The organism is Bradyrhizobium hereditatis, from assembly GCF_020329435.1.
GTDB lineage: Bacteria > Pseudomonadota > Alphaproteobacteria > Rhizobiales > Xanthobacteraceae > Bradyrhizobium > Bradyrhizobium hereditatis.
This window is the reverse complement of sequence record NZ_JAGKJK010000014.1, coordinates 93,125-110,774: the sequence shown is the minus strand read 5'-3', so window position 1 is coordinate 110,774 and position 17,650 is coordinate 93,125. Positions and strand designations below refer to the sequence as shown.

Below are 17,650 nucleotides of genomic sequence, written 5' to 3'. Positions count from 1 at the left end.
GATTGCTTTGTCGCTTCGCTCCTCGCAATGATGTCCTAAATCTCCACCACCTGCCCCGGCTTCAGCGCCGCGAACCGCTCCGGCGGAATCTTCGCCTCTTTCAGCGCGTCGGCCAGCGCATTGACCGGCGCGTCGATCGCTTCATCGGTCAATTGGAACGTACCGTGATGATGCGCGAGTGCCTCCTGCGCACCGCAGTCAGCAAAGGCCTTCACTGCATCCGACGGGTTCATATGCTGATCCCTCATGAACCAGCGCGGCTCGTACGCGCCGATCGGCAGGATCGCCAGCCGCAGCGGGCCATGCTTCTCGGCGACGCGGCGAAAATGCGTGCCCTCGCCGTAGCCGGAATCGCAGACGATGTAGAGTTTTCCCGCCGGGGTCTCCAATACAAAGCTCGCCCATAGCGCCTTGTTGCGGTCGAACAGCCCGCGCGCCGACCAGTGCCGGGTCGGCACCAGCGTGACTGCAATACCATTGCCGAGCTCAACGCGGTCCTGCCAATCGAAGCCTTCGGCTTTGATCGCGGAGTCCGCATCGCGCATGGTGATGTCGTTGCCGAGCGGCGTGATCACGCGCGGCGAGAACTTTTCCGTAAGCTTCGACAGCGTCGCAATGTCGAGATGATCGTAATGGCCGTGCGACACCAGCACGACGTCAATCTTCGGCAGCGCATCGAAGGCAATGCCGGGATCGTTGTGCCGCTTCGGGCCGACGAATGAAAACGGCGAGGCCCGCGTCGACCATACGGGATCGACGAGAACGTTCAGATCGCGCGTCTGGATCAGCCAGGAGACATGGCCGACGAAGGACAGCCGCACCTTGTCGCCGGAAACCCGCGGCGGCGGCGTATCGCTATGCGCATTCGGCACCCAGTCCGGCCAGCTCGCGCGCTTGCGGTCGCCGCCGAATTGCCAGCGCAGCACCTCGGCCAGCGATTTCGGTGGCGCCCCGTCGGGATCAAAGAAGCGCGTCCCGTCGAAATGATCGGAAACGGGGCCGTCATAGGTCTTCATATTGCTGATCCAGATCGAGGGAATGCCGACGGCGGCGGCCGCTCCGGCAAGCACTCCAAGAACACGGCGACGGGTTATGGGCACGGGAAATCACAACAGGCCAGAGAAAACGGATGACACGGGCGTTATATGGCGTTTGCGGCCTCAACTTGGAACCTGCGGCAAGATTACTACCCGCCCTTGGGCGTCGGTCTAGAAGCACAATATTTCCAATAGGTTACTCTGCGACCGGCTTCAGTTCGGCCCAGTTTCTCCTTGACTTTCGCCCTTTCCGGGCGTTTAACGCACGCACTTTCTCGGAAAGGCTTGTCTTTTCGACCCGCCGCCCGGCCCTTGAGACCGGAGGCCAACGCCCGACAGCGCGATGCGCCCTCGGGCGCGAAAGTGTTTGGAATATCGTTTTGGCGTTCCGCGCCAGAGCATATTTAGGTCGTCATCACCCGCGAATGCGGGTGATCCAGTATCCCAGAGCAGCTCGCTTGAACCGAGAGGCTGCGGCGTACTGGATACCCCGCTTTCGCGGGGTATGACGGTGGTGAGCTAAGGCAGCGCCTGCGAAGGCAAAAGGACAACGGCATTGTTCGACAATCTGTCGGAACGGCTTGGTGGGATTTTCGATCGTCTGACGGGGCGCGGTGCGCTGACCGAAAAGGACGTCGATGCCGCGATGCGCGAGGTGCGCCGCGCCCTGCTTGAAGCCGACGTTGCGCTCGAGGTCGTCAGAACTTTTACCGAGCGCGTCCGCGAGCAGGCGGTTGGCGCCACCGTGGTCAAGTCGGTCACGCCCGGCCAGATGGTGGTCAAGATCGTTCATGACGAACTGGTCGCTACCCTCGGCTCCGACGGCCAGACCATCGACGTCAATGCGGTGCCTCCGGTCGCGATCATGATGGTAGGCCTGCAGGGCTCCGGCAAAACCACCACCACCGCAAAACTCGCTCGCCGCATGACCCAGCGCGACAAGCGCAAGGTGCTGATGGCCTCGCTCGACATTTACCGCCCGGCGGCGATGGAGCAACTCGCCGTGCTCGGTCGCGATCTCGACATCCCGACGCTGCCGATCGTCGCCGGCCAGAAGCCGGCACAAATTGCAAAACGTGCCCTCGAAGCCGGCAAGCTCGGCGGCTACGATGTCGTCCTGCTCGACACTGCCGGCCGCACCACGCTCGACGAAGAGATGATGAGCGAGGCGGCCGAGATCAAAGCCGCCGCCAACCCGCATGAAGTGCTGCTGGTTGCGGATTCCCTGACCGGCCAGGACGCGGTCAATCTCGCGCGCTCGTTCGACCAGCGCGTCGGCCTCACCGGCATTGTGCTGACGCGCGTTGACGGCGACGGCCGCGGCGGCGCGGCGCTATCGATGCGCGCGGTCACCGGCAAGCCGATCAAGCTGATCGGCACCGGCGAAAAGACCGACGCGCTGGAAGATTTTCACCCCTCCCGTATCGCCGGCCGCATCCTCGGCATGGGCGACGTGGTTTCGCTGGTCGAACGCGCAGCGGCGAATATCGATGCCGAAAAGGCCGCGCGCACCGCTGAGCGCATGCGCAAGGGTCAGTTCGACCTCAACGACATGCGCGAGCAGTTGCTGCAGATGGCGAATATGGGCGGCATCAGCGGCCTGATGGGCATGATGCCCGGCATCGCGAAGATGAAGAACCAGATCGCCGCCGCCGGGATCGACGACAAGATCCTGAAGCGGCAGGTCGCGATCATCGATTCGATGACGCGGGCCGAGCGCAAGAACCCCGACATTCTCAAGGCCAGCCGCAAGAAGCGCATCGCCGCGGGCGCGGGCCAGAACGTCGAGCAAGTCAACAAGCTCCTGAAGATGCACCGGAACATGGCCGACATGATGAAGGCGATGGGTTCGGGCAAGCGCGGCCCGCTCGCTGGCATCGCGCAGGCGATGGGCTTTGGCGGCGGCATGAAGCCGCCCTCGCCGGAAGAGATGAAGGCGCTGGCCGACAAGATGCAGGGCGGCACCGGGCCGGGCGGCCTGCCGAATCTGCCGAAGGATCTTCCCGTCGGCCTGCGCCAGGGCCTGCCGAACGTGCCGGGCCTCACCGGCCTCAGCGGCAAGCCGACGCTGCCGGGCCTGGGCGGCTTTCCGGGGAAGAAGAAATGACCTCGCGCCAACACGCGCCGTCATTGTCCGCCTTGTGCGCAATTGCGCACTGGGGCGGACGATCCAGTACGCCGCGCTTCCTCGGTTCAATCGCGAATGCTTGCGATTACTGGATGCCCCGCCGGAGCCTGTCATCGGGCGCGCATTCGCGCGACCCGGTGGCGGGGCATGACGGACGAGGCAAGCGCTCTTGGCAATGACGCCAATTCACACCGTTCAGATTATCGACTTTTACATTCAACAGGAGAACTAGATGTCAGTCGTTATCCGCCTCGCTCGCGCAGGCACCAAGAAGCGCCCGGTCTATCACGTCGTCGTCGCCGACTCGCGCTTTCCCCGCGACGGCCGCTTCATCGAGCGTCTCGGGTATTTCAATCCGCTGTTGCCGAAGGACAATGAGGCGCGGCTGAAGCTCGACATGGACAAGGTGAAGTCCTGGCTCGCCAAGGGCGCGCAGCCGTCCGATCGCGTGACCCGCTTCCTGGATGCCGCCGGAATCGTCAAGCGCACGCCGCGCAACAACCCGGAAAAGGCTGTGCCGCGCAAGGAGCGCAAGGCCGCCGAAGCCGCCGCGAAGGCGTAAGTCCTAGCGGCGCACGACGGTGGCAGCACCAGTTTGCGTCGCTCGCATCGGCGCCGCGCATGGCGTGCGCGGCGCGGTGAAGCTGTGGACCTTCACCGAAGATCCGCTGGCCGTACGAGATTACGGCCCGCTGATGACCAAAGACGGCGCGCGCCAGTTCGAGGTGACGCATGTCCGCGAGGCCAAGGATCATCTGGTGGTGACGCTGAAGGGCATCACCACCCGCGATGATGCCGAACGGCTCAACGGCCTCGAACTCTATGTCCCGCGCGACAGGCTGCCCGAGACCGACGAGGATGAATATTACCACGCCGATCTGATCGGGCTCGCCGCGGTCAACGCCGCCGACGAGCCGCTCGGCCGTGTGGTCGCGATCCATAATTTCGGCGCCGGCGATATCATCGAGATCGCGCCGGCCACAGGCGCCACGATGCTATTGCCGTTCACCAATGCCGTAGTGCCGATAGTCGATCTCGCAGGCGGCCGCGTTGTGATCGAGCTGCCGCAGGAAATCGAAGGCGACGAAGCCCCGACGCTCACGTGATGGGTTTGACATGACCTGGCGCGCCACCGTCCTCACGCTATTTCCCAAGATATTTCCCGGGCCGCTCGGCGTCAGCCTGGCGGGCAAGGCGCTGACGTGCGGTCTGTGGGAGTTGGAGGCGCGCGATATCAGGTCGTCCGCCACCGACAAGCACCGCAGTGTCGACGACACCCCTGCCGGCGGCGGTCCCGGCATGGTGCTACGGGCCGATATTCTGGCCGCTGCGATCGATGCAGCTGATGTCGGCCAGGATCGGCCGCGTCTCCTAATGAGCCCGCGGGGTCGGCCATTGACCCAGTCACTGGTGGCCGAGCTTGCCGCCGGCCCTGGGCCCCTGATCGTCTGCGGCCGGTTCGAAGGGGTTGACCAGCGGGTGATCGAGGCGCGGAACCTGCAGGAGGTCTCGATCGGGGATTATGTGCTGTCGGGCGGTGAAATCGCCGCGATGGCGCTGATCGACGCCTGCGTGCGGCTATTGCCGGGGGTGATGGGCAAACAGGCTTCCGGCGTGGACGAAAGCTTTTCCGAGGGACTACTGGAATACCCCCAATACACCCGCCCGCAGGAGTTCGAGGGCCGGCCTATCCCGGAAATCCTGATCTCCGGCGATCATGCCGGGGTGGCGGCCTGGCGGAGGGCTGAGGCCGAGGCCCTGACCCGGGCGCGGCGGCCGGATTTGTGGGCGGCACGCGGCGGCCAAAAAGGCACAAAAAGCACGACAGAAGGGTGACAAGCGCGGCTTGATGCCTTATACGGGCGCCAAATCCGCACACGCGCAGGATAGATGGACGTTTGCGCAGCCCCCGAAAGGCTGGGCGCGCCGCCGATGGAGATTTCAATGAACCTCATTCAACAGCTCGAAAAAGAGCAATTCGATAAACTGTCGGCGACCAAGTCGATTCCCGATTTCGCCCCCGGCGACACCGTGATCGTCAACGTCAAAGTGGTCGAAGGCGAGCGCACCCGCGTGCAGGCCTATGAAGGGGTCTGCATCGGCCGTTCCGGCGGCGGGCTCAACGAGAGCTTCACCGTCCGCAAGATTTCCTACGGCGAAGGCGTCGAACGCGTGTTCCCCGTGCTGTCGCCGATGATCGACTCGATCAAGGTGGTGCGCCGCGGCAAAGTGCGTCGCGCCAAGCTGTATTACCTGCGCAACCTGCGCGGCAAGTCGGCCCGCATCGTCGAGAAACAGGACCGCGCCGCCGCCGTCGGCGAGTAATTTTCCCAGAACGGGATGTGACGAAAGGCGCGGGGGTTTTGCCCCGCGCTTTTTTGTTGCGCTATGCCTATGTATGTATGGCTGGCGGTTCGCTCCTGGGTCGTTATGCGCGGGCCTGACCCGCGCATCCATCAGGAAAAGAAACGCTCTTGCTCAAGAAGGATGGGTTGCCGGGTCAAGCCCGGCAATGACAGTTCAGCCCACCGCATCGATTGATTGTGGCGGCTGGGGAGCCTGTGTTAGAAATTCAGAATGGTTCTAGATCGCACCAGCGCTGCCCAGCGGATCGTCATGGACGACCGCTCGCGGCTGCCCGGCCGGTTCTTCGGACGGTTCGCGACGTCGGCAACGTCAGAGCTTACGCGCGCAGCCTGATGCTGCGCTGACGTCCGTTGCCGGCGCGCACATCGCGCCTTACCGCTCACACAGAATTTCCTTTGGAGCTTATGCTCATGTCCAAACCGACTACGCTGTACGACAAGATCTGGAACGACCATCTGGTGCACGAAGCCGAGGACGGCACCTGCCTGCTCTACATCGACCGTCACCTGGTGCACGAGGTGACTTCGCCGCAGGCGTTCGAAGGCCTGCGCGCCTCGGGCCGCAAGGTGCGCGCGCCGGAAAAGACGCTGGCCGTCGTCGACCACAACGTGCCGACCACCGACCGCACCAAACCTAATCCCGACCCTGAGAGCGCCGAGCAGATCAAGGCTCTGGCGGAGAACGCCAGGGAATTCGGCATCGAGTATTACAACGAGTTCGACAAGCGCCAGGGCATCGTGCACGTGATCGGCCCCGAGCAAGGCTTCACGCTGCCCGGCACCACTATCGTCTGCGGTGACAGCCACACCTCCACACACGGCGCGTTCGGCGCGCTGGCGCACGGCATCGGCACATCAGAGGTCGAGCACGTGCTCGCGACGCAGACGCTGATCCAGAAGAAGGCGAAGAACATGCGCGCGGTGGTCGACGGCAAATTGCCGGACGGCGTCACCGGCAAGGACATCATCCTCGCCATCATCGGCGAGATCGGCACCGCCGGCGGCACCGGTTATGTCTTGGAATATGCCGGCGAGGCAATCCGTTCGCTGACCATGGAAGGCCGCATGACGGTCTGCAACATGTCGATCGAAGGCGGTGCCCGCGCCGGCCTGGTCGCGCCCGATGAAAAGGCTTTCGAGTTCCTCAAGGGCCGCCCGAAATCGCCGAAGGGCGCCGACTGGGACGCCGCGATGCGCTATTGGGAAAAGCTGCGCTCGGATGACGGCGCGCATTTCGACCACGAGATCCGGCTCGACGCGGCAAAGCTGCCGCCGATCGTGACCTGGGGCACCTCGCCCGAGGACGTGGTGTCGATCACCGGCTTCGTGCCCGATCCTGACAAGATTGAGGACGAGGCCAAGCGGCTGTCGAAGCACCGCGCGCTGAAATATATGGGCCTCACCGCGGGCACGAAGATCACCGACATCAAGCTCGACCGCGTCTTCATCGGCTCCTGCACCAACGGTCGCATCGAAGACCTGCGGGCTGCGGCGAAGATCGCCGAGGGCAAGACGGTCAACGCCAATGTCAATGCGATGATCGTGCCGGGCTCGGGAATCGTGAAGGAGCAGGCGGAAGCCGAAGGCCTCGACAAGATCTTCATCAAGGCCGGTTTCGAATGGCGCGAGCCGGGCTGCTCGATGTGCCTTGCCATGAACCCGGACAAGCTGAAGCCGGAAGAGCGCTGCGCCTCGACCTCGAACCGCAACTTCGAGGGTCGCCAGGGTTTTAAGGGCCGCACTCATCTGGTATCGCCGGCCATGGCGGCGGCCGCCGCGATCGCCGGGCACTTCGTCGACGTCCGGGAATGGCGTTAACGGTTTCTTTGTCTAGATTACGAGGCGTTCCCGCAACGTCCCGTTAAGCGGCAAAGCGCAAACTGGTCCCTTGCGAAGACGTTTCGCGAGGGACTTGGCCGTGACCGACAAGCCTGAATATGTCGATATGATCAGCGAGGCGACGAAGCAGATGCGCCGCCGCACGCCGCGTATCGTCGACCTTCAGACTACTGCCACCAAGGAAGTCTCGCGTCTCAGTCACTGGCCGCCGGAACACTGGCAGCAGTGGCGGATGGAGAAGCTGACGCCGTGGAAGATCAAGCCCTGGGAAAGGATTTGAGTGATCTTCCCACTCGAAAAAAACAGGCGCCCTTGGGCGCCTGTTTCGTTTTCGGCTCTCACCAATAGCCGTAGTAGCGAGCGTGCCAGTAGGGCCGATACCAGGGTCTGCAGATCCTGCGCGGCCCGTAATAGGTCCAGATCACGCGGCAACGGCGCGGATAATAGTAGGCCGGATACGTATAATAGGCCGGCGCGTAGAAGGCCGGCGCGTAGTAGAATCGACGATGGAAGAAGCGACGGTGGCCGAAGTGGGGCCGATGGAAGACATGAGGCCGGTGGAACGCATGACGATGTACGAAGCGGTGTCCGCCACCATGGAAGGCGGGCGCTGGACGAAAACCGCCACGGTGGATCGCCATTCCACCACCCCTGAAGCCACCGCCGTGAAAAGCTGCGCCGCCACCGCGGAAGCCACCGCCGTGAAAGGCTGCGCCGCCACCGCGGAAGCCGCCGCCATGAAATGCCGCTCCGCCGCCGCGGAAACCGCCGCCATGGAAACCGCCGCCACCGCCGCCGCGAAAACCGCCGCCGGCCATTCCACCGCCGCCTACCCCGGGGCGGTGTTGAACCTGGGTCGTCATTCCGTCGGCTACATATTTCGATGACGGCGCCGTAGCGGGACTCGCTAGCGAGAGTGCCTCGGCGCGGTGATGTGATGACGCTGCGAGCGCGAATACCGCCGCAGCCGTAACGCCCAGACAGCGAGCCAGGCCGCGTCCGGGATCCGATATCGACATGGGTGAATCCTCCCTAACCGGCGACGGCGCGCCCCAACCGCTCAACGGTTGGCCCCCGTCGCTTCTTTGCGGTCGCTCCCAAACGTTACGTTAGAGACAGGCACGTGAACGCGCCATGAATGCACGGCCTCAACGATGAATGCGCACGAATGAGCACTGAAGAGATTTTTTGCGGCTGACTGAAGTTGTGCACGCTCACTACCAGAACGGGCCAAAGCCGATGCCGAAGGTGAACGGCGCGGGCGCGTAGTAGGGATATGGCCGATAATAGACAGGCCGAGCGTAATAATAGGGCCGGTAGTAGTAGGGGCGATATTACGGACGGTAGTACGAACCATAATATGGACGGTAGTATGGACGATAGTAGCCGTAGTGCCGATAGTAGCGCCGGTGCGCGCTGAAATCGGTGGCGTCGGATGCGCCGGCGCGTTGCGCCTTCGCCTGCGGCGCCGCCGCGGCGCTATCGATAGCTCCCGGCCCGGCGATCGCGAACGCGCCAGCGACAAGGACTGCGGAAATCAAGCTCCTCATGATGAGACTCCTCTTGTGGATGCTGATGTCAGAGATATCGGGCGGCAATCTCGCCGGTTTCAAGGCGACCACCGAAATCGAATCAGGCCCGCGATGAAGCGGGCCTGTTTGGCATCTGCGCCAAGCTGTCGCACTCACCAGCGGTGCCAGTGGCGGTGATGATGATGGTGGTGGTGATGACCGTGATGATGCCAACGATGCCAATGGTGATGGTGCCCACGATGCCACCGATGATGGTGATGATGATGGTGACGCCAGTGAACTTCCGTTGTCGCCAGCCTGGCGTCTTCCTGAACGGCCGCGGCGGCGCCGGGATTGCTGAGTGAGAACGCATTGGCGCGCTCGGCTGGCGCAGCGAGCGCGAGCAACGCGCCTATGGCAGCCAATCCCAGAACTTTCGTGAACTGCATGAAATCTCTCCTTGGTCGGATGTCACGTCTGCGCCGAATGGCTCGCCGCAACGTTGCGTGCAATCTGCCGCTTGCGACTTGAATGAGCCCTGAATGAACGCGCCACGAACATGAACGGATGATGGCTACGGTTCGCAGCAATCCTCGCGCACGCCAGTCGACGCAGAACAGCGCCATGGGTTCTGCGCAGCATCAGCCGCAGCGCACGAACACTGCTCGCGCCAACGAATTACGCGATATGAAGAATTGCGCGATAGGAAGGGAGCGGAAAGAAACCTAGCCGGGCCGCCACCAGCAGTTCATGCGCGGGGTGATCACCGTGCCGCTCGGCCGATACTCCTGCACATAGTGCGCGGTGCAATCCCGCACGGCGTTGGGGCCCGGGTTGTAGCGCGGGTAGACGCTGGGTGCCCACTCCTGGCTATAGATCGGCACGCGTCGCAGTGGACGCCGGCGCTGGGCGGATACATCGGTGACGGTCGCCTTCGGCGCCGGCGCGATCCGAAGTTCTGGCGCTGCCGTCTGGGCCTGCGCTACCGCAGCGGGAAGCAGGAGCCCGGTAAAAGCAGCCCAAGTTGCAACCGTCACGATCCATTTCATCTTAAGTCCACCCAAGCCTGATAACGCCCGCACGGTCTCCGATTGGCGCGTCAAGGTCAACTCCGCAAAACCATTATGCGCAGGGGCATAAGACACGCTAAATACGTCGTGATGTGGACCGAAGCAAAAGCCCCCTCGCTCGCCGAAATGGAAGCCATGGCGCATGAAGTGTTCGAGCGCCTGCCCAAGACTTTTCGTACCCTGTGCGAGGGCGTGATCATTCGCGTCGACGATTTCCCGACCGACGAGGTCCTGGACGAGATGCAGGCGCAAAGCGAATTCGACCTGCTCGGCCTGTTCCAGGGCATCGGCCTGCCGCACCAGAGCCACGGTGACGTCGCCCGCTTGCCCAACATGATCTGGCTCTACCGGCGGCCGATCCTGGACTACTGGGCCGAGCACGATGAAACGCTCGGCCATATCGTCCGCCACGTCCTGATCCATGAGATCGGCCACCATTTCGGCCTGTCGGATGCCGATATGGAGGCGATCGAGGCGGCCGCAGGCTGAGCCGGTCCTCCGGCAGCCTGTTCGCCCAAAACGCGCCAGAACAGGCGGCCTATGCGCAAATTGGCCTTTTGCCGGGCCCGTATTCGCGATAAATCACCGGCCCGTCCCACCTTTTCAACCGGGAAGTGCGATCGATGGAAAAGTTCACCACACTGGAAGGCGTTGCGGCGCCCTTGAAGATCGTCAATGTCGACACCGACATGATCATTCCGAAGCAGTACCTGAAGACCATCAAGCGCACCGGCCTCGGCAAGGGCCTCTTCTCGGAACAGCGCTACAAGGATGACGGCAGCGAGAACCCGGACTTCGTGCTCAACCAGCCGGCCTATCGTAACGCCAAGGTGCTGGTCGCCGGCGACAATTTCGGCTGCGGCTCGAGCCGCGAGCACGCGCCCTGGGCGCTGCTCGATTTCGGCATCCGCTGCGTGATCTCGACCTCGTTCGGCGACATCTTCTACAATAACTGCTTCAAGAACGGCATTCTGCCGATCCGCGTCAGCCAGGAAGACCTCGACAAGCTGTTCGACGACGCCGAGCGCGGCGCCAACGCCACGCTGACCATCGATCTCGCCAACCAGGAGATCCGCGGCCCCGACGGCGGCAAGGTGAAGTTCGATATCGATCCGTTCCGCAAGCATTGCCTGATGAACGGTCTCGACGACATCGGCCTCACCATGGAAAAGAAGTCGTCAATCGACGATTACGAGGCGAAGCTGAAGAAAGAGCGCGCCTGGGCCTGATCGTGCTACGAGAGCCCCGACCCAATCGGGGCTCTTTCGTTAAGAGGAGGTGACGCGGATGCGGCCTGACGTCGTCACCTTCTGGCATGGTCCCCTCGACGGGCTGCGGCTGACCTGCCTGCGCTCGCAGGTCGCCGCCGGCCACAAGGTCACCGTCTACAGTTTCGATCCGTTGCCGGGCCTGCCCGACGGCGTCGGCAATGCCGAGGCGGAAGCGATCCTGCCGCACTCCTTTTCCGAGCGGCTGCGTCCGCCCGAGCCGGATGGCAGCTGGCGCGACTGGACCATTTTGCAGTTCAGCGATTTCTTCCGCATGCGGCTGATGGCGGAAAACGCCGGCTTATGGCTCGATGCTGACGTGCTGCTCTTGAAACCGATCGAGATCGATCCGGCAAAACCCTACTTCGCCTGGGAGCGGCGGCGCCAGCTCGGCAACTCCGTCTTGTACCTGCCTGCTCACGACCCGATCGTGCGCGCGTTCGAGGACCTGATGGAGCAGGAAGATCTGGTGCCGGACTGGCTGGCGCTGCGCCATCGCCTCACCTTCATGCTGCGCCAGTTGCGCCGCCGCTCGAGCCGCCTCTCCGACATTCGCGTCGCCATCTACGGCCCTGCCGCGCTCACCGCGCTCGCGCGCCGCTCGAACGAATTGCAGCACGCGCTGCCGAAGCAATCCTTCTATGCCGTGCATGCCGAGCCAAAACTGTTCTTCGAGCCGACGGACTTTTCAGGCCTGCTCGCCGATCCTCAAGTCATCGGTCTCCACATCTCGCCAAAAGGCCGCGGCGGGGAGAAGCCGATTCCGGGCAGCCTTTATGAGTGGGCGGCGGAGCGGTTTGGATCGCGATAGTGAGCAACCGACAACATCGGTTGCTCAACGTCAATGCCCCATCGCCGCGATCGCGTCTGCGATCGCGATCGTCCGCCGCGCCATGTCGGCATGCAGCCGCTCTACCATCCGCCCCTCAAGCTGAATCGCGCCGCGGGAGGCGTTTTCCGGCTTCTCGAATGCCGCGATGATCTTGCGCGCCTGCTCGACTTCCTCGGCCGGTGGCGTGAAGATCGCATTACAGGCCTCGATGTGGCTGGGATGGATCAGCGTCTTGCCGTCGAAGCCGAGGTCGCGGCCCTGCGCGCATTCGGTCGCAAAGCCGTCGATATTGCTGATGTCGCTGTAAGGGCCATCGAGAATTTCGAGCCCGTGTGCACGCGTCGCCAGGATGCAGTGGGTGATCATCGGGATCATCGCCGCGCGACCCGGCTGCATGCGGATCCGCGTCTCCCGCGAGATATCGTTAGGCCCGAACACGAAACCGGCAAGGCGGGTTTCGGAATCCCTGGACGCGGCCGCCAGCTTGTCGGCATCGAGCACGGCACGCGCGGTTTCGATCATCGCCCAGACCCGGATCGACATATCGGCGTTGATGTCGCTCAGGCGGTTGGCGATCGCGTTCAGGTCATCCACCGTGGAAATCTTGGGAACCAGAATACCGTCGGGCTTGACCTTGCCGGCCATGGTGACGTCGTCGACCCACCAGGGCGTATCGAGGCTGTTAACCCGGATCAGCACCTCGCGCTTGCCAAACCCGCCGGCCGTGACGGCGCCCGCGATCTGGTCGCGGGCCATCGCCTTGGCATCGGGCGCCACTGAATCCTCGAGGTCGAGAATGATGCCGTCGGCAGGCAGGTTGCGCGCTTTTTCCAGCGCCCGCGCGTTCGATCCCGGCATGAACAACAGGCTGCGGCGCGGACGGGTCATGGAACGGGTTCCTCTGGGGCGTTTGAGCCCCACGCCCTAACATTTCAAGCCAAGGTCCGAAAGCCTTGTTCCGGTCATCGGCTTATGGTTAGGCATGGCCAAAGACAGGCACCGAAATCATGGCATCTTCGTTTCCGCAACATCTGCTCGACGGCTACCGCGCCTTCACCTCGCAACGGCTGCCGACCGAACAGTCGCGCTACCGGGAACTTTCCGAGCGCGGCCAGTCGCCGGCCGTGATGGTGATCGGCTGCTGCGATTCCCGCGTCTCGCCGGAAGTGATTTTTGACGCCGGCCCGGGCGAACTGTTCGTGGTGCGCAACGTCGCCAATCTGGTGCCGGTCTATGAGCCCGACGGCGGCGCCCACGGCGTCTCCGCAGCGCTGGAATATGCCGTCAACGTGCTCCGCATCAAGCATATCGTCGTGCTCGGCCACGCCCAGTGCGGCGGCATCCGCGCCTTCATCGACAAGATCGATCCGCTGTCGCCTGGCGATTTCATCGGTCGCTGGATGGCGATGTTCATCAAGCCGGGCGAAGTCGTGGAACAGCGCGAGCACGAGACGATGCAGGATTTCACCATCAGGATCGAGAAGGCCGCGATCTTTCGCTCACTCGAAAACCTGATGACGTTCCCGTTCGTGCGTGCCCGCGTCGAACGCGGCGAGATGGAGTTGCACGGCGCCTATTTCGGCGTCGCCGAGGGGTCATTGTTCGTGCTCGACCAGGCGGCAAAGGAGTTTCACAGCGTCAGGAACGTACCGCCCTCAGCGTGACGAGGCAGGCTTAGTGGCCGCCGCTCCAGCGATCCGACAGCGCGAGCAGCAGGGTCGAGAGTACGAATACCAGGTGAATGCCGACCAGCCAGCCCATCTTCTGGGCGTCAAACGCGACGTCGATGTTCATGAAAGCCTTAGCACCTGGATCGCCGAAATCGCGACGATCGAGGACAGCAGCTTCTGCTTGAGGCCGCCGAAATCGACTTTGGTCATCCATTCCGGCCAGTCCGGATGACCGGCGGGATCGATCCGCGAGACGAAGTTCTCGTAGCCCGAAAACACCACGATCAGGATCAGATTGCCGGTGAGGCAGACGTCGATCAGGCTGAGCACGCCGAGGATGATGTCAGCCTCTTTGGCGTAGGGCACATGCAGGACGAACTCGGCCAGCAGCACGACGAACTTGTAGAGCAGCACGGCAAGGCTGACGACCAGGCCGAAATAGAACGGCGCCATCAGCCAGCGGCTGTTGAAGATGAGGCCTTCGAAGCCTCGCTCAGCGCGTTTCACCTTCGAAGCTGAGCGATCGGGAGCCGACTGTTCGGTCATTGCAATCCGGCTCCTTAGATCTCCGGTCGTGCAGGGTGGGCAAAGCGACGCGTGCCCACCTTATCCCGATGATGTGACAGGATTGGTGGGCACGGCGCAAATGCGCCTTTGCCCACCCTACGAATTCGCCCTATGCCGCCTTCTTCTTCGCGCTGATCAGCTTGCGGTTGATCAGGCATTCGGCGATCTGCACCGCGTTCAGCGCAGCGCCCTTGCGCAAATTGTCGGAGACGCACCACAGCGCGAGCCCGTTCTCCACGGTGGCGTCCTCGCGGATGCGGCTGATATAAGTCGCGTCTTCGCCGGCCGATTCATAGGGCGTGACGTAGCCGCCCGGCTCCTGCTTGTCGATGACGAGGCAGCCCGGCGCGTTGCGCAGGATGTTGCGGGCTTCATCGGCGGTGATCGGATTCTCGAATTCGATGTTGACGGCCTCCGAATGGCCGACGAACACCGGCACGCGCACGCAGGTGGCGGAGAGCTTGATCTTGGGATCAAGAATCTTCTTGGTTTCCGCCATCATCTTCCATTCTTCCTTGGTGTAGCCGTCCTCCATGAAGACGTCGATGTGGGGGATCACGTTGAAAGCAATGCGCTTGGGGAATTTCTTGTTGACCAGCTCGTCATTGGTGTAGACGGCCTTGGTCTGCGAGAACAGTTCGTCCATCGCGTCCTTGCCGGCGCCCGACACCGACTGGTAGGTCGCGACCACGACGCGCTTGATGGTGGCCTTGTCGTGCAGCGGCTTCAGCGCCACCACGAGCTGCGCGGTCGAGCAGTTCGGATTGGCGATGATGTTCTTCTTCGAGAAATCCTTCGCCGCGTCCGCATTCACCTCCGGAACGATCAGCGGCACGTCCGGATCCATGCGCCAGGCTGACGAATTGTCGATCACGACCGCGCCCGCGGCGCCGATCTTCGGCGACCATTCCTTCGACACCGCGCCGCCAGCCGACATCAGGCAGATGTCGATGTCGGAGAAATCGTAGTGCTCAAGCGCTTTGATCTTAAGGGTACGATCGCCATAGGACACCTCGACGCCGACGCTGCGGCGCGAGGCCAATACCACAACCTCGTCGGCGGGGAATTTGCGCTCGTCGAGAATGTTGAGCATTTCGCGCCCGACATTGCCGGTCGCACCGACGACAGCGACTTTGTAACCCATCGTTCACTCTCCGAGGAAAAATGCCGCCCTGCCGCTTCAAGCGGAAAGGGAGAAGGCAGCGCTTCTATGCGAGAAACGCCGATATGACAACGTGTGACGGTTGCGTTTGGGCGTTTGATGCATTCGTTTCCGGCCAGAACGGCCAATTTCCAATATAGGGCGAGAATTCACCCGGCGCTTGTAAGCTTCGTCGACGAGGTCTGCGCCACGCTGGCCCGGCTCTGCGCTTACCTGATGGCGCTGGCGCTGATGGCCATTTGCGGTATCGCGCTATGGCAGCATTTGCCTGACATCACGGCGATGGAGCCGCCGCCCAAAGCCTGGAGCCCGGCCGGGCGCACGGCGCCGGCGTTCGCCGTAAGCCAGTTTATTTTCCCAGACAAGACAGAGACTTACGAAGCTCTTCGGCACCCGGAGGGCGGCCGCAAGGACGTGTTCCGCTGGAGCGGCACCGGCGGCGCGCCGGTCGCCGAGCTCGAAATCTACCGCCCCGGCGATGAATTCGATCAGGTCGGCTCGGCCGCTGGCTACCTTGCCGCCAGGCTGGACCCGGCTGGGGTTCGCGAACTGGAGGCGGCCGGAGTCATCGACAGCAAGTTCGGCGCCGTGACCCTGTTTCGCCGGATCGGCGGCTCGGAGGCGGCCCACGCCTGCCTTCGGTTTTTCAAGCACGTTGACGAGCCGAAATTCCGTCTCTCCGGCTGGTCCTGCCTGGGCGAGGACGTGCCGGCCCGCCGCGCCGAGATCGGATGCATGCTGAACCGGCTGATGCTGCTCACGGCCGGCAATGATACCAAACTCGCCGAACTGTTCGCCCGCACCGAGCTTCGGCGCAGCGATTGCGTATCAGGCGCGCCGCCGCTATCGGCCGATTGGGTGACGCGCGCCGATAACCCGCGGCTGCGCGGCGCTCTTTAATCCGTCGCTCGCGACCACTGGTTTTCGGCTGCCCACTCACGATTGTGGCAATAAGCGGCCAAGACACTGGTTTTCATGAAACTTTCTCGCTTCGCACCGCATTATTCCGGCGCGGTGTGGCGCAATTGACCTAGCGACGACGCTCCCACCGTGACTACAATGCCGGCAGACAGATTTGGCGATCCGCCAGGCCCCTCCGGGGGTAGCTAATGACGAGGATGCAATGACCCCAAAATTCCCTGCTGCGAGCAAGCTCGCGATATTGCTTGCCGCCGCCACCCTCGTCAGCGCGACCGCCGCCAGTGCCCAGACCAGGCAGCAATATGACCGCGATGGCCGCCCTTATTACGGGCCGAGCGGTCCGAACCGGGTGTACCAGCAGGGTCCGCGCACCCGCGTCTACGTCACCACGCGCTCATGGCTCGATGCGGGCACCGAAGTGCTGCCGGGCGACCGCAAGTTCCAGGACTACGCGTTCCCGCCGGAACTTGGCTACCCGTCGTTTGGACGTGAGAACTTGAACCGTCCGATCGACCGTCAGCCGCTCAACCCGCCGTCCGACATGGGTGGCTATCCGACGCGGTTTCCGCTGTATTGAGAGTGGCAGCCATCTGACGAAAATGCCCGGTCGAGACCGGGCATTTTTTATGACGTCAGCCAGCGAACGCCGGATCGTAGCGCTGGCAAAACTGTTCGATCGCTTCGGAGCGAAAATCGCTCAGGCGCTCGAAGATGATTTCATCCGGCCAATCCCACCAGGCGATGCGGCGCAGGCTTTCGGCGATCGCATCGGGAAAACGCTTTCTAATGGGGCGCGCAGGGACGCCGCCAAGGATCGTGTAGGGTGGCGCGTTGCGGCTGACGACTGCGCCTGCGGCAATGACGGCACCATCGCCGACGGTCACGCCCGGGAGGATGATAGCGGCATGGCCGATCCAGCAATCGTTGCCGATCGTTACCCGGTCGCTTCGACGCTCCGCAAAGAAATCGCGGTCGCGCGTTGCCGTCGCCTCATAATATTCCGGGCAATAGGTGAAGCGGTGCTGGGACGGGCGGCCCATGGGATGGTTCGGCGCGCCGATCCGGACCGAATTGGCGATCGCCGTGAACTTCCCGATCGCGGCATCGGCGACGTCGCAATTCTCCCCGAGATAGGAATAGTCGCCGAGCGAAGCATATTCGATGCGGGTGTTGCACAACACCTCGCAACGCCGGCCGATCTTCGCCTCACGCAGCCGCACCGTTTCGTGGATGACGGTTTCCGCGATCTTCGGCCGATGCGATGCGTCCATGAAAGGGT

General features: G+C 63.0%; 21 protein-coding genes and 1 pseudogene. 14 read left to right on the top strand and 8 right to left on the bottom strand.

From position 1 onward, the window contains the following. Nucleotides 1-35 precede the first annotated feature (35 nt). Complete coding sequence (locus tag J6524_RS28550) at nucleotides 36-1,100, bottom strand: MBL fold metallo-hydrolase (RefSeq protein ID WP_225676831.1); 1,065 nt, start codon at nucleotides 1,098-1,100, stop codon at nucleotides 36-38. Nucleotides 1,101-1,593: 493 nt separating this feature from the next. Between J6524_RS28550 and ffh the strand changes: the two genes are divergently transcribed. From ffh to J6524_RS28510, 8 genes are all read left to right on the top strand, one after another. After that, the gene (gene ffh, locus J6524_RS28545; RefSeq protein ID WP_225676829.1) at nucleotides 1,594-3,144 is read left to right on the top strand and encodes a signal recognition particle protein; all 1,551 of its coding nucleotides are present in this window, start codon (nucleotides 1,594-1,596) and stop codon (nucleotides 3,142-3,144) included. A 253-nt stretch (nucleotides 3,145-3,397) separates the two neighbouring features. Further along, nucleotides 3,398-3,727 carry a 30S ribosomal protein S16 gene (rpsP, locus tag J6524_RS28540; protein ID WP_171713593.1) on the top strand — a complete coding sequence of 110 codons (330 nt, stop codon included), beginning with the start codon at nucleotides 3,398-3,400 and terminating at the stop codon, nucleotides 3,725-3,727. A gap of 19 nt (nucleotides 3,728-3,746) precedes the next feature. Then, a complete protein-coding gene (gene rimM, locus J6524_RS28535) occupies nucleotides 3,747-4,271 on the top strand; it encodes a ribosome maturation factor RimM (protein ID WP_225676827.1) in 525 nt (174 codons plus the stop codon). 10 nt (nucleotides 4,272-4,281) lie between these two features. Then, entirely contained in the window at nucleotides 4,282-5,001 is a 720-nt protein-coding gene (trmD, locus tag J6524_RS28530) for a tRNA (guanosine(37)-N1)-methyltransferase TrmD (RefSeq protein ID WP_225676825.1), read from the top strand. A gap of 108 nt (nucleotides 5,002-5,109) precedes the next feature. Then, on the top strand, nucleotides 5,110-5,490 hold the full coding sequence (gene rplS / locus J6524_RS28525; RefSeq protein WP_225676824.1) for a 50S ribosomal protein L19: 381 nt from the start codon (nucleotides 5,110-5,112) through the stop codon (nucleotides 5,488-5,490). 452 nt (nucleotides 5,491-5,942) lie between these two features. After that, nucleotides 5,943-7,349, top strand: coding sequence for a 3-isopropylmalate dehydratase large subunit (gene leuC / locus J6524_RS28520; RefSeq protein ID WP_225676822.1), 1,407 nt, complete (start codon nucleotides 5,943-5,945; stop codon nucleotides 7,347-7,349). Nucleotides 7,350-7,449: 100 nt separating this feature from the next. Then, the gene (locus tag J6524_RS28515; RefSeq protein WP_225676820.1) at nucleotides 7,450-7,650 is read left to right on the top strand and encodes a hypothetical protein; all 201 of its coding nucleotides are present in this window, start codon (nucleotides 7,450-7,452) and stop codon (nucleotides 7,648-7,650) included. 226 nt (nucleotides 7,651-7,876) lie between these two features. Further along, a complete protein-coding gene (locus J6524_RS28510) occupies nucleotides 7,877-8,257 on the top strand; it encodes a hypothetical protein (RefSeq protein ID WP_225676818.1) in 381 nt (126 codons plus the stop codon). Nucleotides 8,258-8,704: 447 nt separating this feature from the next. Here the strand turns inward: J6524_RS28510 and J6524_RS28505 are convergent, their stop codons facing one another. From J6524_RS28505 to J6524_RS28495, 3 genes are all read right to left on the bottom strand, one after another. Beyond that, on the bottom strand, nucleotides 8,705-8,920 hold the full coding sequence (locus J6524_RS28505; RefSeq protein WP_225676816.1) for a hypothetical protein: 216 nt from the start codon (nucleotides 8,918-8,920) through the stop codon (nucleotides 8,705-8,707). An 82-nt stretch (nucleotides 8,921-9,002) separates the two neighbouring features. Further along, the gene (locus tag J6524_RS28500) at nucleotides 9,003-9,254 is read right to left on the bottom strand and encodes a hypothetical protein (RefSeq protein WP_312002502.1); all 252 of its coding nucleotides are present in this window, start codon (nucleotides 9,252-9,254) and stop codon (nucleotides 9,003-9,005) included. 352 nt (nucleotides 9,255-9,606) lie between these two features. Beyond that, on the bottom strand, nucleotides 9,607-9,930 hold the full coding sequence (locus tag J6524_RS28495) for a hypothetical protein (protein WP_225677003.1): 324 nt from the start codon (nucleotides 9,928-9,930) through the stop codon (nucleotides 9,607-9,609). Nucleotides 9,931-10,041: 111 nt separating this feature from the next. On the opposite strand from J6524_RS28495, the gene J6524_RS28490 reads away from it, so the two are divergent. The 3 genes from J6524_RS28490 to J6524_RS28480 all read left to right on the top strand — a co-directional run bounded on the left by J6524_RS28490 (nucleotide 10,042) and on the right by J6524_RS28480 (nucleotide 12,030). Further along, entirely contained in the window at nucleotides 10,042-10,440 is a 399-nt protein-coding gene (locus J6524_RS28490; RefSeq protein ID WP_225677001.1) for a metallopeptidase family protein, read from the top strand. A gap of 134 nt (nucleotides 10,441-10,574) precedes the next feature. Next, nucleotides 10,575-11,180, top strand: coding sequence for a 3-isopropylmalate dehydratase small subunit (gene leuD / locus J6524_RS28485; RefSeq protein ID WP_225676812.1), 606 nt, complete (start codon nucleotides 10,575-10,577; stop codon nucleotides 11,178-11,180). Nucleotides 11,181-11,238: 58 nt separating this feature from the next. After that, entirely contained in the window at nucleotides 11,239-12,030 is a 792-nt protein-coding gene (locus J6524_RS28480) for a capsular polysaccharide synthesis protein (RefSeq protein WP_225676810.1), read from the top strand. A gap of 30 nt (nucleotides 12,031-12,060) precedes the next feature. Here the strand turns inward: J6524_RS28480 and J6524_RS28475 are convergent, their stop codons facing one another. Then, nucleotides 12,061-12,939, bottom strand: coding sequence for an HpcH/HpaI aldolase/citrate lyase family protein (locus tag J6524_RS28475; protein WP_225676808.1), 879 nt, complete (start codon nucleotides 12,937-12,939; stop codon nucleotides 12,061-12,063). A 119-nt stretch (nucleotides 12,940-13,058) separates the two neighbouring features. Here J6524_RS28475 and J6524_RS28470 point away from each other — a divergent pair, with 119 nt between their 5' ends. Next, nucleotides 13,059-13,715, top strand: a complete 657-nt coding sequence (locus J6524_RS28470; protein ID WP_225676807.1) for a carbonic anhydrase — start codon at nucleotides 13,059-13,061, stop codon at nucleotides 13,713-13,715. A gap of 10 nt (nucleotides 13,716-13,725) precedes the next feature. Here J6524_RS28470 and J6524_RS28465 read toward each other — a convergent pair. Beyond that, nucleotides 13,726-14,267, bottom strand: a pseudogene (locus tag J6524_RS28465) (TIGR00645 family protein). 130 nt (nucleotides 14,268-14,397) lie between these two features. Continuing rightward, nucleotides 14,398-15,432: an aspartate-semialdehyde dehydrogenase gene (locus J6524_RS28460; protein WP_225676805.1), complete on the bottom strand. Its 1,035-nt coding sequence runs from the start codon at nucleotides 15,430-15,432 to the stop codon at nucleotides 14,398-14,400. Nucleotides 15,433-15,549: 117 nt separating this feature from the next. Between J6524_RS28460 and J6524_RS28455 the strand changes: the two genes are divergently transcribed. After that, a complete protein-coding gene (locus J6524_RS28455) occupies nucleotides 15,550-16,350 on the top strand; it encodes a hypothetical protein (protein ID WP_225676802.1) in 801 nt (266 codons plus the stop codon). A gap of 223 nt (nucleotides 16,351-16,573) precedes the next feature. Further along, nucleotides 16,574-16,948, top strand: a complete 375-nt coding sequence (locus tag J6524_RS28450; RefSeq protein WP_225676800.1) for a hypothetical protein — start codon at nucleotides 16,574-16,576, stop codon at nucleotides 16,946-16,948. 55 nt (nucleotides 16,949-17,003) lie between these two features. Here J6524_RS28450 and J6524_RS28445 read toward each other — a convergent pair whose 3' ends face one another. Then, complete coding sequence (locus J6524_RS28445) at nucleotides 17,004-17,642, bottom strand: DapH/DapD/GlmU-related protein (protein ID WP_225676798.1); 639 nt, start codon at nucleotides 17,640-17,642, stop codon at nucleotides 17,004-17,006. Nucleotides 17,643-17,650: the final 8 nt, after the last annotated feature.

What these genes read in the sequence shown, in the direction of transcription:
- leuC (WP_225676822.1), top strand. Translation starts at nt 5,943, where the DNA reads ATGTCCAAACCGACTACGCTGTACGACAAGATCTGGAACGACCATCTG.
- J6524_RS28460 (WP_225676805.1), bottom strand. Translation starts at nt 15,432, where the DNA reads ATGGGTTACAAAGTCGCTGTCGTCGGTGCGACCGGCAATGTCGGGCGC.
- J6524_RS28500 (WP_312002502.1), bottom strand. Translation starts at nt 9,254, where the DNA reads ATGCGTTCTCACTCAGCAATCCCGGCGCCGCCGCGGCCGTTCAGGAAG.
- J6524_RS28455 (WP_225676802.1), top strand. Translation starts at nt 15,550, where the DNA reads ATGCATTCGTTTCCGGCCAGAACGGCCAATTTCCAATATAGGGCGAGA.
- rpsP (WP_171713593.1), top strand. Translation starts at nt 3,398, where the DNA reads ATGTCAGTCGTTATCCGCCTCGCTCGCGCAGGCACCAAGAAGCGCCCG.
- rplS (WP_225676824.1), top strand. Translation starts at nt 5,110, where the DNA reads ATGAACCTCATTCAACAGCTCGAAAAAGAGCAATTCGATAAACTGTCG.
- J6524_RS28450 (WP_225676800.1), top strand. Translation starts at nt 16,574, where the DNA reads ATGACCCCAAAATTCCCTGCTGCGAGCAAGCTCGCGATATTGCTTGCC.
- J6524_RS28470 (WP_225676807.1), top strand. Translation starts at nt 13,059, where the DNA reads ATGGCATCTTCGTTTCCGCAACATCTGCTCGACGGCTACCGCGCCTTC.
- J6524_RS28445 (WP_225676798.1), bottom strand. Translation starts at nt 17,642, where the DNA reads ATGGACGCATCGCATCGGCCGAAGATCGCGGAAACCGTCATCCACGAA.
- leuD (WP_225676812.1), top strand. Translation starts at nt 10,575, where the DNA reads ATGGAAAAGTTCACCACACTGGAAGGCGTTGCGGCGCCCTTGAAGATC.
- J6524_RS28475 (WP_225676808.1), bottom strand. Translation starts at nt 12,939, where the DNA reads ATGACCCGTCCGCGCCGCAGCCTGTTGTTCATGCCGGGATCGAACGCG.
- J6524_RS28510 (WP_225676818.1), top strand. Translation starts at nt 7,877, where the DNA reads ATGGAAGAAGCGACGGTGGCCGAAGTGGGGCCGATGGAAGACATGAGG.
- J6524_RS28495 (WP_225677003.1), bottom strand. Translation starts at nt 9,930, where the DNA reads ATGAAATGGATCGTGACGGTTGCAACTTGGGCTGCTTTTACCGGGCTC.
- J6524_RS28505 (WP_225676816.1), bottom strand. Translation starts at nt 8,920, where the DNA reads ATGAGGAGCTTGATTTCCGCAGTCCTTGTCGCTGGCGCGTTCGCGATC.
- trmD (WP_225676825.1), top strand. Translation starts at nt 4,282, where the DNA reads ATGACCTGGCGCGCCACCGTCCTCACGCTATTTCCCAAGATATTTCCC.
- J6524_RS28480 (WP_225676810.1), top strand. Translation starts at nt 11,239, where the DNA reads ATGCGGCCTGACGTCGTCACCTTCTGGCATGGTCCCCTCGACGGGCTG.
- J6524_RS28490 (WP_225677001.1), top strand. Translation starts at nt 10,042, where the DNA reads ATGTGGACCGAAGCAAAAGCCCCCTCGCTCGCCGAAATGGAAGCCATG.